The organism is Zavarzinia sp. CC-PAN008, from assembly GCF_051903925.1.
In the GTDB taxonomy this organism is placed as follows: Bacteria; Pseudomonadota; Alphaproteobacteria; order Zavarziniales; family Zavarziniaceae.
The window spans coordinates 4485900-4498975 of sequence record NZ_CP173678.1; the positions used below are offsets into that span (position 1 = coordinate 4485900).

The window sequence follows — 13076 nt, forward strand, 5'->3', positions numbered from 1 at the left end:
TCAGTTCAGCAGGCTGGCCAGCGCCTGGCCCAGGGCCCGCGCTGGATCGGTGGGCAGCCAGGGCATGCGCCAGGCGACATGGCCATCGGGCCGCACCAGGACCGCCCCGCGCAGGCCCATCAGGAAGCCCTGGTCGGGGCTCGGCATGGGCAGGGTCTGCAGGTTCAGGGGCAGGCCCAGGCTCTGCCCCACGGCACGTCCCGCTTCAAGCCAGTCGTTGCCCAGCGGCCCGGCCACCAGTGTGAAATCGCGGTCGAACCAGTCGAGGGTCGAGCGCTTGCGCGCCAGGTCCAGCCAGACATGGGGGAAGCGGCTGCCCGGCCGGTCGCTGGGCACGTAGAGCCGCGAGTTCAACCCCTTGGCGACCGTGCCGTCGGGGATCACGGCGCCCGCCTCGTACCAGAAGCCCAGCGCCTGGCCGATCGAGTGCAGGTGGTTGTCGACGTCGTTGATGCGGAAGGCGATCTGGTCGGGATTGCCGCTGGCGATCGCCTCCGCCACCAGGGGAAAGCGGCCCGAATTGCCGAAGCTGAAGGCCGCGTTGGACTGCGCCACCGGCCGCCGCTCGACATCATAGGTGTCGAGCAGGCGGGGTGCGGCCAGGCCCTTGAGCACGAAGGCCAGCTTCCAGGCCAGGTTGTGCGCGTCCTGGACACCGGAATTGAGGCCGAAGCCGCCAGTCGGCGGAAAGCGGTGCGCCGCATCCCCCACCAGCAGGACCCGCCCCTTCCGGAAGCTGGCTGCGACCTGCATGCTGACCCGCCAAGTGGAGCGGTTCAGGATTTCCACCCCCAGGTCAGGGACGCCGACCTGGCCCCGGACGATCTCCACCACCTCGGCGTCCGACCAGGGAGCGGGCCGCTCGTCCCGCTCCGCCCCGATGCGCGAGATGGTGAGCCAGCGGTCGATGCCGTTGGTGTTCAGGATCGTGCTGGGCGGCCCCCCACCCTTCGGCATGATGAAGAAACCCGCTGCCTCCCGTGCCAGGGGGAAGCGAGACAGGTCGCCGCGCCAGTATTCGTTGGCCATGACCGCCAGCGTTGCAGGCCCCACCATCTCGATCCCCGCGGCGCGCCGCGTCGGGCTGGGTGCACCATCGGCCGCCACGACATAGGCGCAGGTCCAGCTTGCCTCCTGCCCTGCCGCATCGCGGGTCCGCACCGTGACGCCGTCGTCGGTCTCCGCCAGGGCCAGGAACTCGGTCCCGAACAGGACGCGGGCATGGGCGGCACCACTAAGCGCGCGCAGCAGTTCCTCCTCGACCGCGTCCTGGGCGACCAGGCTCTTCCAGGCCGGCGTCTGGCCCAGGTCAGGCTCCGGCCGGGTGCGCCCGTATTCCTCCCCCGCCAGCGACTCGACAAAGGCAAAGACGTCGGTGCCGTCCGGCAAGCCGCGCGCACGGATCGCCTGCTCCACGCCCCATTGGCGGAACAGCTCCATCGTCCGCACCCAGCAGCCGCGCGACTTGGGGTGATCGGTCGTGCCGGGGCTCTTCTCGACCGCCACGCAGTCGATGCCGAAGCGCTCCAGCAGCAACGCCATGGCCATGCCCACCGGCCCCGCGCCCACGATGAAGACCGCCGTTCGATAGCCCTGGGTCATCGTCCCCTCCCCTGCATGCAGGACATTGGAGCGGATCGACTGCGATGCCTCAAACACCGTTTGGAGATGTCACTGATCTCGATTCAAGATGGCGACCATGGATCTCCGGCAGTTGCGCTACTTCGTGGCGGTTGCGGAGCGCGGCTCGTTCAGCCGCGCCGCCGCAGACCTGCACGTCGCCCAGTCGGCGCTCAGCCGGCACGTCCTGGCGCTGGAGGCGGAACTGGGCGCCATCCTGCTGGAGCGGGGCGTGCGCGGTGTCACGACCAGCGCGGCCGGTTCCCTTCTCCTGGAGAAGGGCCGCTACATCCTGGGCGAAGTCGCCGCGCTGAAGGTCGAGGTTTCAGCCCAGGCGCGGGAGTTGACCGGCCTGGTCCGGCTGTCGGCGCCGGGGTCGCTGGCGGGCGTGTTGTTCGCGCCGCTGGCGCAAGGGTTGGCGCGCGACCATCCCCGCCTGCGGCTGCGCCTGACCGGCGCCCTGACCGCGGAGGCGCTGGATCGCCTGGCAGCGGGCACGCTGGACCTGGCGCTGGTGTCGGAACCGCCGGACAGCGACGCCGTCGCCTGGGTCCCGTTGTTCCGGGAGCGGATGTTCGCGATCGGCCCGCCGGACAGCCCGCTGCTGCGACAGCCGACCATCACGCTGGACCGCTTGGGCGGCACGCATATCGTCCGCTCGGTCGAGTTCGCGCGGCATGGCGGCCTGACCCGCGACCTGCTCGGCACGATCGAGGTCGACACGCCCGACAGCCTGAAGGCGATGGTCCGCGCCGGCCTGGGCCATGCGGTCCTGCCACACTCCGCGCTTGAGCCCGACTACGGCTCAGGCGCCCTGGCGGCGAGCGAGATCGCCAACATGGGCTCCCTGCGTGCGCTCGCCTGGGCCCGTGGCCGGCCCCAAAGCCCGGCGACCAAGGCGGTCGCGGCGCGCGTCCGGTCCGAACTCGCCGCCCTCGTCGCCAGCGGCCGCATCCTGACCCGCGGCCCCATGCTTGCGGGCCTGACGGAAGCGGGGGAAACTCCTGAGCCATGACCGAGCATGCTCGCAAGCGGATGACGCTCGCCGAATTCCTGACCTGGGATGAGGGCACCGACCTGCGCTATGAGCTGATCCAAGGCGTTCCCGTTGCCATGGCGCCCGCCCTGGAGGCTCACGATTGGCTGATCGTGCGGCTGGCAACCGCGCTCAACGCGGGCATTCGGCCGCCCTGCCGCGCCATTCCGAATCGCGGCGTGCTTTCGCCACGTTTCGCGAACACGTTCTTCCTGCCTGATGTCGTCTTGACCTGCGAACCGCTGCGCAGCGGCAGCCGATACGCCGAAGCGCCATCCCTTCTGGCCGAGGTCCTGTCGTCTTCAACCCAGGAAACGGACCTCTTTCAGAAGTTGTCGCAGTATCAGGACATTCCGTCGGTCGAGGACATCCTGTTTGTCTGGACGACGGCGCGCCGCATCGACCTGTGGCAACGCGACGGTGCGCAGTGGCAGGCGCGGGCCTGGATCGGCGATGCAGTCCTGTCGCTGCGCAGCGCCGCACCGCTTTCGATGGCGGACCTTTATGACGGCGTCCTGCTGGAAACATGGGACGGGGGGACACGCGTTCGGGACTGAACGCGTGTCCTTTCAATCAGCACTCACACCTTGCCATAGGTTTTTTTCAGCGCGACCAGGGGGTGGCGCCTGGACATCTGGAACTTCACCAGCAGTTCGCGGGCGATCATGTCGCGGTCCTGCTGGTTGTCGGGCAGCGCCATCTCTGGCGGCACCGTGACCCAGCCGTTGATGTTGCGGTCGAAGACGGCGGCCCGGCCCTCCTCGTACCCCATGTGGATGTCCTCAAGCCAGTTGAGGTCGTCCCAGCCCATCACCTCCAGGTACTTCTTCAGGAACGGCGTCAGCCGCGCGTAGTCGGGCAGCAGGTTGACGTCGTAGCGATAGCCGATGTGCTGGCCGATCTCCTTCTCGCGCTCCTGGTCCAGGCCGTCGCCCTTCAGGTACTTGTCGATGTCGGTCGCGTCGCTGGTCATCGCCGGGACCTCCTAGTAGCGGGTCATGTCGGGCCGACCGACCGTGTGCTGGCTGCCGGCCAGCGGCACCTGGGCAAGGGCCGACGCCTCCATGGTGAGCGCCGCCAGATCCTCGGGCTCCAGACTGTGGACATTGGTCTTGCCGCAGGCGCGCGCCATCATCTGGCATTCCATGGCGAGCGTGTGGAGGAAGTTGTAGACGCGCTCCGCCGCCTCGTCCGGGTTCAGCCTCTTGCGCAGGATCGGGTCCTGCGTCGCGACACCCACCGGGCAGCGGCCGGTGTGGCAATGGTAGCAATAGCCGGCCTCGACCCCCACCTCGTCCAGGAAGTCGGCCTCCGGGATATCCTTGTTGCAGTTGAGCGCCACCATGGCCGCTGTGCCGATGGCGACCGCGTCGGCGCCCAAGGCCAGCGCCTTGGCCAGATCCGCCCCGTTGCGGATGCCGCCGGCATAGATCAGCGTGATCTCACCCGACTTGCCCACGTCGTCCAGCGCCTTCCTGGCCTGGCGGATCGCGGCGATCCCGGGAATGCCCGTCTCCTCCGTCGCGATGTGGGGACCGGCGCCGGTCGAGCCTTCCATGCCGTCGATATAGATGGAATCGGGGTCGCACTTGGCGGCCATGCGGACGTCGTCATAGACGCGCGCGGCACCCAGCTTCAGCTGGATCGGGATCTGCCCGTCGGTCGCCTCGCGCAGTTCCTGGATCTTGAGCGCCAGGTCGTCGGGGCCCAGCCAGTCGGGGTGGCGCGCCGGCGAACGCTGGTCGATGCCGGCGGGCAGGGAGCGCATCTCCGCCACCTGGTCCGTCACCTTCTGCCCCATCAGGTGGCCGCCCAGGCCCACCTTGCAGCCCTGGCCGATGAAGATCTCGCAGGCATCGGCCAGCTGCAGGTGATGCGGGTTGAAGCCGTAGCGCGACTGGATGCACTGATAGAACCACTTGGACGAGTAGCGCCGCTCGTCCGGGATCATGCCGCCTTCGCCCGAGCAGGTGGCGGAGCCCGCCATCGTCGCCCCGCGGGCCAGCGCCACCTTCGCCTCATAGGACAGGGCGCCAAAGCTCATGCCCGTGATGTAGACGGGGATGTCGAGCTCGATCGGCCGCTTGGCCCGCGGCCCGATCACCGTCTTGGTCAGGCACTTCTCGCGATAGCCCTCGATCACGAAGCGGGTCAGCGTGCCGGGCATGAAGGTCAGGTCGTCCCAGCTTGGGATCTTCTTGAACAGGGCCATGCCGCGCATGCGGTAGCGGCCCAGTTCCGCCTTGATATGGATGTCGTCGATGACGCTGGGCGTGAACAGGAAGTTCTGGCCCAGCACCGTCTTGTTGCGCGCCGGGCGCAGCGGCTCGGTCCGGGCGCGGGGGGCTGGAATGTCGTCGTCGATGAGGGCCATGGTCGGATCCTTGGAACGGGCAGAAGGAGCGGGCTGGGCGGTGTTCCCCTGCCCTATTCCGTCCTCATCCTGAGGTGGCCCGAAGGGCCCTCGAAGGATGAGCCACCGGCGCTCCGGCTGCCCATCCTTCGAGGCTCCGCTTCGCTCCGCACCTCAGGATGAGGACGGGCAAGAGGCAGGTCCGGCGGCGCTAGAGCACCAGCTTCTTCTCCGATGGCTCGAGGTTGTCGTAGTTCCAGAGCTGCTTGCCCGCGACGATCTTCTTCATGTGGGCAACGCCGCCGGGGGGCAGCATCTCGTACTGGCGCAGCTTGCGGGTTAGCCAGGCGATGTCGAGTTCGGTCAGTTCCGCCTCGACCGCATCGACGCCCAGGCTCTCGATCCGGCCGCCGACATAGATCGTGCCGTCGTACATCGAATCGCCCAGGTTCTTGCCGGCGTCGCCCAGGATCACCATGCGGCCGCGCTGCATCATGAAGCCGGTAAAGGCGCCGGTGCGGCCGCCGACGATGATCGTGCCGCCCTTCTGGTCGATCCCTGTGCGGCTGCCGACGTCGCCCTTGCACACCAGGTCGCCGCCGCGGATCGCAGCCCCGAAGGTGGAGCCGGCGTTCTTCTCGATGACGACGGTGCCCGACATCATGTTCTCGCCGCAGGACCAGCCGACGCGGCCCTTGATGCGGACATTGGGCCCGTCGATCAGGCCGACGCCGAAATAGCCGAGGCTGCCTTCGAAATAGAGCTGGAGGCGCGACAGGATGCCGACGCCCAGCGAATGCTTGGCCAGCGGGTTGCGGATGACGATCGTGCCATAGCCGTCCGCCATCAGGGCACGGATGCGGTTGTTGATCTCTGGCCCCGTCATCGCGGCGGCGTCGAATTCCGCCCGCTTGTTGAAATCGACGTCCGGCGCCAGCGGATAGGTGAAGTTCTCCTCCTCGCCTGCGGAGAAGAACTGGGTCATGCTCCGGCCGCTCAGCGGCTCGGTATGCAGCCCCATCAGGCTGACGGCATCCTTCTTCAGCTCTGCCATACGCGCACCTCCCCGTCATAGGGGTCGAACGTGTCGATCTCGCTGGGGAAGATCGAGCGGATCGCCACTTCCTCGGAGGCAAGGGCGATGAACTCGTCCGACTCGTAGAGAACCATGGGCTTGGCCGCCATCGTGTCCTTGGCCATGCCCAGCTTGTCCGCCGTCGCCACCAGGTAGGTGAAGACGCCGTCCAACTCGTCGATGGAGCGGCGCATCGCCTCCTCCAGCTCGTCGCCGCGGTCCATGCGGTCGGCGAGGTAGACGGCGATCAGCTCGGAATCGCAGTTCGACATGAAGCGGTGGCCGCGCCGCTCCAGCCCGCGCCGGCCGCCCCAGTAGTTGGTCAGCTGCCCGTTATGGACGACCGACACGTCCGAGAACGGATAGGCCCAGTAGGGATGGGCAGAGCGGATATCGACATCCGATTCCGTCGCCATGCGGGTATGGCCGATGCCGTGCGTGCCCTGGAACGCCTTCAGCCCGTACTGGTTGGCGACGACGCTCGCATCGCCCAGGTCCTTCACCAGTTCCAGCCCGCGGCCGACGGAAAGGATCTCGACCCCCTCCAGGTCCTCGACATAGTCGGCCAGCTTCTTCAGGTCGCCGGGATAGGCGATGACCGCCCGCCAGGCATAGTCGGTCGCCTGCTCCTCCTCGATCACCTGGGCGCCCAATTCGGCCAGGCGGGCATCGACGTCGACCTTGCGCTGCTTGACCTTCGCGCGGATGTCGAAGCCCCTTGCCATCTCGTCCTGCTCCGCCACCTTGAAGCGGAGCACGTAGCGGTCGTCGCGTGGTGCCCCATAGAGGGCAAAGCCCGTCGAGTCGGGCCCGCGATGCTTCAGCGACTGCAGCATCGCGACCATTTCCTGGCCGATCGCCCCGCTGCTTCCGCGGTGGATCAGCCCTGCAATTCCACACATCGGCAAAGGCTCCCGGTTACGGCAGGTAGTCGAGGTAGCGATCCATGTCGAAATCGGTGACGGTCGCCATGAAACGCTCCCATTCGTCGTACTTGTAGTGGTTGAAGACCTTGAGCATCTCGCCGGGCAAAGCCTGCTTGATGACTTCGTCCTCGTTCAGGCGGTCCAGTGCTTCGCCCAGGTTCATGGGCAGCTTCTTGGCGACCTTTCCGGCCTCGATCGCCTGGTACATGTTGCGCTGCTCCGGCTCGCCCGGATCGATCTGGCGCTTGATGCCGTCGTCGAACGCCTTCAGCAGGGCCGATGCCATCAAATACGGGTTCACCATGGAATCGACGGCGCGATATTCGAACCGGCCGGGGGCAGAGACGCGCAAGCCCGTCGTGCGGTTCTGATAGCCCCAGTCGCGATAGACCGGCGCCCAGAAGCCCGCATCCCACAGGCGACGATAGGAATTGACCGTCGAGCAGCCGACGGCGGTCAGGCCGTCCAGATGCTCGATCACGCCACCGATCGACATCAGGCCGATCGGCCCCGGCTTGGGCGAGCCCGAGCCCGCCACCGGCAGAAAGGTGTTCTCGCCCCCCTTGAGATAGGTGAAGACGCCCGGCATGCCGGGCAGCACCTCGTTGTGCAGGTCGTTGATCGACTCGCTCCCGCCGCGCCAGAGCGACAGGTTGTGGTGGCAGCCGCTGGCCGAGACGCCCATGAACGGCTTGGTCATGAAACAGGCGATGATGTCGAACTCGCGCGCGACCTGGGCGCAGATCTGGCGATAGGTCGTCAGACGGTCGGCGGTACGGACGCAGTCGTCGAACTGGAAATTGAGCTCAAGCTGCCCGGGTGCGTCCTCGTGGTCGCCCTGGATCATGTCCAGGCCCATGGCCTGCGAATACTCGATCACCTTCAGGAAGACGGGGCGCAGGCTTTCGAACTGGTCGATATGGTAGCAATAGGGCTTGGAATAGCCGCCATTCGGCTTGCCGTCGGCGCCCTTCTTCAGCCACATCATTTCGGGCTCGCAGCCATGGCGCAGGTGCAGGCCGTCATGGTCGGCCTTGAACTGCGCGTGGATGCGCTTGAGGTTGCCGCGGCAGTCGGACGTCAGGAAGCCCCCGGGGCTGTCCTGCTCCTCGCGATTGCGGAACAGCGTGCAATAGACGCGGGCGACCCTCTTGTCCCAGGGCAGCTGGCAGAACGTTTCGGGGTCCGGGATGCCGACCAGCTCCGATGCCTCGGGGCCGTAGCCGATGTACTGGCTGTGCCGGTCGGTGAAGAGGTTGGCGGTCGAGCCGTAGACGAGCTGGAAGCCCTTCTCCGCGACCGTTTCCCAATGATCGGCGGGCACGCCCTTGCCCACGATGCGGCCGGTGACCGAGACGAACTGGTAGTAGATGTAGGTGATCCCCAGTTCCTTGATCTTGGCCCTGACCTTCTTGACCTCCTCGGCCCGGCCTTCCTGCTTCACATAGGATTCAAGATCGGTCATCCGCGGGTCCCCTTTTCGTCGTGTCGATGGGGCCGCCCCCGCGGCCCGGGCCATGTGCGCGCTTGACGCCTTTACAGTTTCCGGTCTGCTGCTCAACTCCACGGGAATGGGCTGTTGGACACGGGGTGGAGCCGGCCCTCGGCAAAGCGGGAGAAGCGGAACGGCTCCAGCAGGCGGCTTTTCGTGCCCAGGATTTCGCCTGCGACCAGCTTGCCCACCGCGATCATCTTGTAGCCGTGGTTGCTGTCGGCGATGACGAAGCAGTTCTCCCGCACCACGTCGAAGACGGGGAAGCTGTCGGCCGTGAAGCAGCCGAGACCGCCGCTCGGCTCCTTCTTCCAATGGCCGATCTTGCCCTCGTAGCGCTTCTGGCAGAACGCGAGGGCCGAGCACCACATATGGGCGAACTGGTCGTCAGTGATGAATTCCGGGCTTTCCGGGCCATAGGGATCCACCCGCACCGCGTCCGGGTCGCGCTTCACCGGATAGGGCATGGCACCCCCCTGGATGCCGGCGAAGTTGAAGTCCGGCTTGTAGTAGATGCCCCACAGCTTGTCGGTGATGAGCGAGCCGTCGACGTCGGAATAGAGCGGTGCGTCCGTGTCGACATGGATCACCGGCGACATGCGCCCGTCAGCCATCAGTCCATAGGCGGGATCGACGCCCAGCGTCCCCTCCTCCAGGCACCAGTAGGTCCACATGTTGATGCCATCATGGACCACGCCGTCGCGGCCCTTGATCGAAATGGTCTTGGGTTGGTCCAGCATGGACCACATCTGGCCCGTCCAGGGGCCGGCCGCGACCACGACATAGTCCAGCCGGATCGTCCCGCGGTCGGTCTCGACCGCCGTGATGGCCCCGGAATTGGAGCCTGCGACAAAACCCGTCACCTTGACCCCGGTCATGATCCGCACGCCCTCCCCCTCGGCCTTGGTGGCGAGGCCGTAGAGGGAGGCCGTGTTGTTGGCATAGCCCCCCTTCTTCTCGTGCAGGACAGAGGTGATGCCGCGCGCCTGCCAGTCGGGGAACAGGGCCTGCATGTACTTCATGCAGTCGGCCTCGCCCTCGATGAAGACCGACTCGTAGCCGATCTCCTTCTGCTCCCGCGCGATCTGAGCGACGTTGTCGTGCATCACCTCGGGCGAGATCTGCATGTAGCCGACGGAATGATAGGAATAGGCCTTGGGGTCGCTTTCCCAGACATTCACGCATTCGGCCATCAGTTCGCGCATGGCTGGCTGGAAATAGTTGTTGCGGACGACACCACAGGCGATGCCCGACGCACCGGCACCGATCGAGGTCTTGTCCAGGACCAGCACATCCTCGCCCGATCCCAGGCCCTTCGCCTTGAGGTCCAGGGCCAGGTGATAGGCGGTGGACAGGCCATGAATGCCCGCCCCGATCACCACGTACTTGGCATGCGTCGGAAAGGCCATTGGGACTCCCATGCGCGCGATCGGGGCGCTTCTGTCTGGCCCGGACGACACGGTGCAGTCCCTGTGGCCAGGCCGTCGGCAATGCCGTGGGACCCGACCTGGGAGCACGTGTTGCGCGTGCCCTGTACCGCCGTATAATGAGCCGGTCTCAGGCCGCCTTCAAACCAATTTTTTCAAGAGGCTTGATAGTGGGTAGAATTGGTTCGGCACTGGCGGGTGCCAGGCGCGCGGCGCCCGATGCCGCCACGCGCGGTGCCCCTGGAACGGCGTCGCCTTTGGCGGAGGGGGATGCCACGGCACGAGCCGCCCTGCTCGGCAACCCCGCCAGGACCGAGGGTTTGCCTGCCGGCCTGCCGTCCCAGGGCCCGCGCGGCGCTGCGGCGATCGCGGCCCAGTTGCGGCGTGCGATCACCGACGGCCTCTACGGCTATGGCGACCGCCTGCCCCCGGAGCGCGAGATCGCCAAGACGCTCAACACCTCCCGCACCACCGTGCGCAGCGCCCTGAAACAGCTGGAGGATGCCCGACTCGTCGCACGCAAGGTTGGCTCTGGTACATTCGTGGTCCACGGCACGCGCCAGGACGAGCGCGACATCGCCGAGATCACCAGTCCACTGGAACTGATCGAGGTGCGCCTGGCGCTGGAGCCGCGCATGGTGCGCCTGGCGATCATCCACGGCACGGCGCGCGACTTCGACCACCTGGGCGAGGCCCTGGCCCAGGTCGAGCAGTCGAACGGCGATACCGAGCATTTCACGCGCTGGGACCTGGCCTTCCACCTGGCCCTGGCCACCGCCACGCGCAATCCGCTGATGGTCTGGGTCTATCGCCAAGTGAACCATGTGCGCAACCACACGCAGTGGAGCGCCATGAAGGACAAGGTCCTGACCCGCGAGCGGATGGACGCCTATAACCAGGAGCATCGCGCGCTCTATGAGGCGGTGCGGGCCCGCGACGTGACCCGGGCAACCGACCTGATCCTGCGCCACCTGGACGAGGCGCGGATCGACCTCCTGGGTGCCGATTCGACGTGAGGCGGGGTCCTGAGGAGGCGGATCCGCGGGATCCCGGACCAGTGACGCCGGACCAGAGACGAAGGGGACCTGAGCGCGCATGAGCGATGCGGCCTATGGAGCAGAGGGCGCTTACGCAACCGAGCGGCCGGCCGCGCGCCGTGATCCGTGGCGGCTGGATGCGGCAGGGGCCGGTTGGCTGGCCGCGGGCGGCCTTGCCTCCCTGCTTCTGCCGCTGGGCCTGGTGGCCGGGCTGGTCGGTCCGGCCGGCCCGCTGGCGTGGGGCGTTGCAGCGCTGCTGGGTGCGCTCCAGGCCTTCCTGCTGATCGAGCTGGCGACCGTCCACCCCCCCTGGCGCGGCGGGATCGGCGTCGCCGCCTCCGCGCTGTGGCGCCCCTATGGCCGAGCCCTGGCGCCGGTGCCGGCCTGGGCCGCGTGGCTGGCCTGGGCCAGCCTGCCGCCGCTGGCCGCCGGGCTGGCCGCGGACATTGGGCTTGCGGGGCTCTGTGCCGCCGGCGCCTGTGGGCCCGGCGCGATTCCCCAGACGGCGCTGGAGGGCGCGGTCGGCGGCCTGGCACTGCGCCTGGATGCCGCGACAGGACTGGCCTTCGCGATCCTGGTCGCGGCCGCCCTGGTCGCGCGGCGCAGCGTCGTCGTGATGGCCGGGATCCAGGCGATCCTGGCTGGAGCGGCGCTGCTGGCGGTGGCGGCTCTGGCGGCGGTCCCGCTGATCGTGGGGGACGTGCTGGCGCTGAACAGCCTGCCGCTGAGCCCCGGGGGCCTTGACGGCCCAGGCTGGAGCCGGTCCGGCATCGGCCTGTTCCTGGCGGCGGTCCTGTTGGCCGGGTTCTGCGCCTTCCGCACGGATGCGGCCACCGGCTTTGCCGCAGACCTGGAGCGACCGGGCGCCGAGACCGCGCGCGCAACCGCCTGGACGGCCGCCCTGGCCCTGGTCGTGCTGCCGCTTGTGGCCCTGACTGTGCCCGGTACGCTGGGCGTGGCGAGCGTGGTTGCCGCAGGCGGCAACGGCATGGGCCTGGCCGACCTGATGGCCAGCCTGGTCGGTGCCTCTGCCCCGGTCGCGGCCACCATCGCCGCCCTGGTCGCGCTGGCGCTGCTGGCCGCGGTGCTGACGGGGAGCGTGGTGGCGACGCGCACGCTGCACCATGTCGCCGCCCATGGCGTCCTGCCGGGTGCCCTTCGCGGGCGTGGCGGTGTGCTGGCCGGGCTGGCACTTGGCCTGGCGGTACTGGTGGTGCGCGACAGCGGACCGATCCTGGTCGCGGCGGCCGCGGTGCTGGCCCTGGCCGGCGCGCTCGCGCTGCTGGCGGCGGCGATCGGACAGGTCGACATTCCCGACGTGCACCGCTCGTTCCGCGCGCCGCGCTGGGTCCTGGCCGGCGCGGTCGTCCTGGCGCTGGTCGAGGCCCTGCTGATCGGGGCGGCCCTGCAGACCTTTCGCGCCGTGGTCCTGCCGGCCCTGAGCCTGGCCTTGGCGCCGGTGCCGCTGGTCGGACTGGCGCTGGCCTGGCGCCACCTGCGCCGCCCGCGCGCCACGGCTGCCGATGACGCCGAGGCGTCGCGGACGGAGCCGGTCCTGACCCATTATGGCCGGTCGCCGCGGGCGGGGCGCGCCCCGCTGATCGCGCTGGCCGGCTGCCTGCTGGCCATGGCGGGTGGGGTCCTGATCGCCCGTCCTGCCGCACCACCGCCCGCCGCACCGGACGCCGCCGCCGTGGCCCCGGCGCCACCCGCGGCACGCGTGCCGCTGGCGGCCGAGCCCGAACCCGCAGGCGCGGTCGTGGCGCCCCCTGCCAGCCCTGCACCACCGGCAGCCCCGGCCGACCGTGCGCCCGAAGGCACCGCACCAGCAGAACCCGTCCCCGAAGCGGCCGTCCAGGAGGCAGCGCCGCCAGCTGCGCCCACTACCGGCGCGCCAGCGGCCGACGCCCCCGCTGCGGAATCCCCAGCCGCTGCACCGCCCATCCCTGCAGCGGACACGCCAGCACCACCCGACGTCTCGCCCGGCGCAGGGCCGGACCCGGCAGCGGACGCGGCGCCGGCCGTGCCGCCCGAGCGCATCCCGCCCATGCCCGTGCCCCGCCCGGCCCGCATCGCCAATGCCGGCTGAGCCGCGTTCCCCGCCGCCCCC

Annotated in this window: 11 protein-coding genes; 4 read left to right on the top strand and 7 right to left on the bottom strand. The window is 68.6% G+C overall.

What is annotated here, in order from left to right; genetic code table 11:
* Positions 1–1602, bottom strand: coding sequence for an FAD-dependent monooxygenase (locus ACI6GS_RS20840; RefSeq protein WP_439815393.1), 1602 nt, complete (start codon positions 1600–1602; stop codon positions 1–3).
* Positions 1603–1699: 97 nt separating this feature from the next.
* On the opposite strand from ACI6GS_RS20840, the gene ACI6GS_RS20845 reads away from it, so the two are divergent.
* The gene (locus ACI6GS_RS20845; protein WP_439815394.1) at positions 1700–2635 is read left to right on the top strand and encodes a LysR family transcriptional regulator; all 936 of its coding nucleotides are present in this window, start codon (positions 1700–1702) and stop codon (positions 2633–2635) included.
* Positions 2632–3213, top strand: a complete 582-nt coding sequence (locus ACI6GS_RS20850; RefSeq protein WP_439815395.1) for a Uma2 family endonuclease — start codon at positions 2632–2634, stop codon at positions 3211–3213. The genes ACI6GS_RS20845 and ACI6GS_RS20850 overlap by 4 nt, the downstream gene beginning before the upstream one ends.
* Before the next feature lie 23 nt (positions 3214–3236).
* Here the strand turns inward: ACI6GS_RS20850 and ACI6GS_RS20855 are convergent, their stop codons facing one another.
* The 6 genes from ACI6GS_RS20855 to ACI6GS_RS20880 all read right to left on the bottom strand — a co-directional run bounded on the left by ACI6GS_RS20855 (position 3237) and on the right by ACI6GS_RS20880 (position 9911).
* Positions 3237–3629, bottom strand: a complete 393-nt coding sequence (locus tag ACI6GS_RS20855; protein WP_439815396.1) for a hypothetical protein — start codon at positions 3627–3629, stop codon at positions 3237–3239.
* 12 nt (positions 3630–3641) lie between these two features.
* A complete protein-coding gene (locus ACI6GS_RS20860) occupies positions 3642–5030 on the bottom strand; it encodes an FMN-binding glutamate synthase family protein (protein ID WP_439815397.1) in 1389 nt (462 codons plus the stop codon).
* A gap of 190 nt (positions 5031–5220) precedes the next feature.
* Positions 5221–6063 (bottom strand): hypothetical protein, encoded by an 843-nt coding sequence (locus ACI6GS_RS20865; RefSeq protein ID WP_439815398.1) that lies wholly within the window; start codon positions 6061–6063, stop codon positions 5221–5223.
* Positions 6051–6986, bottom strand: coding sequence for an amidophosphoribosyltransferase (locus ACI6GS_RS20870; RefSeq protein ID WP_439815399.1), 936 nt, complete (start codon positions 6984–6986; stop codon positions 6051–6053). The genes ACI6GS_RS20865 and ACI6GS_RS20870 overlap by 13 nt, the downstream gene beginning before the upstream one ends.
* Positions 6987–7002: 16 nt before the next feature.
* Positions 7003–8475: a glutamine synthetase family protein gene (locus ACI6GS_RS20875; protein ID WP_439815400.1), complete on the bottom strand. Its 1473-nt coding sequence runs from the start codon at positions 8473–8475 to the stop codon at positions 7003–7005.
* Positions 8476–8567: 92 nt separating this feature from the next.
* Complete coding sequence (locus ACI6GS_RS20880; RefSeq protein ID WP_439815401.1) at positions 8568–9911, bottom strand: NAD(P)/FAD-dependent oxidoreductase; 1344 nt, start codon at positions 9909–9911, stop codon at positions 8568–8570.
* Positions 9912–10099: 188 nt separating this feature from the next.
* On the opposite strand from ACI6GS_RS20880, the gene ACI6GS_RS20885 reads away from it, so the two are divergent.
* Together ACI6GS_RS20885 and ACI6GS_RS20890 are read left to right on the top strand one after the other, a co-directional pair.
* Positions 10100–10945 (top strand): FadR/GntR family transcriptional regulator, encoded by an 846-nt coding sequence (locus ACI6GS_RS20885; RefSeq protein WP_439815402.1) that lies wholly within the window; start codon positions 10100–10102, stop codon positions 10943–10945.
* Between the two features lie 79 nt (positions 10946–11024).
* The gene (locus ACI6GS_RS20890; RefSeq protein ID WP_439815403.1) at positions 11025–13055 is read left to right on the top strand and encodes an amino acid permease; all 2031 of its coding nucleotides are present in this window, start codon (positions 11025–11027) and stop codon (positions 13053–13055) included.
* Positions 13056–13076: the final 21 nt, after the last annotated feature.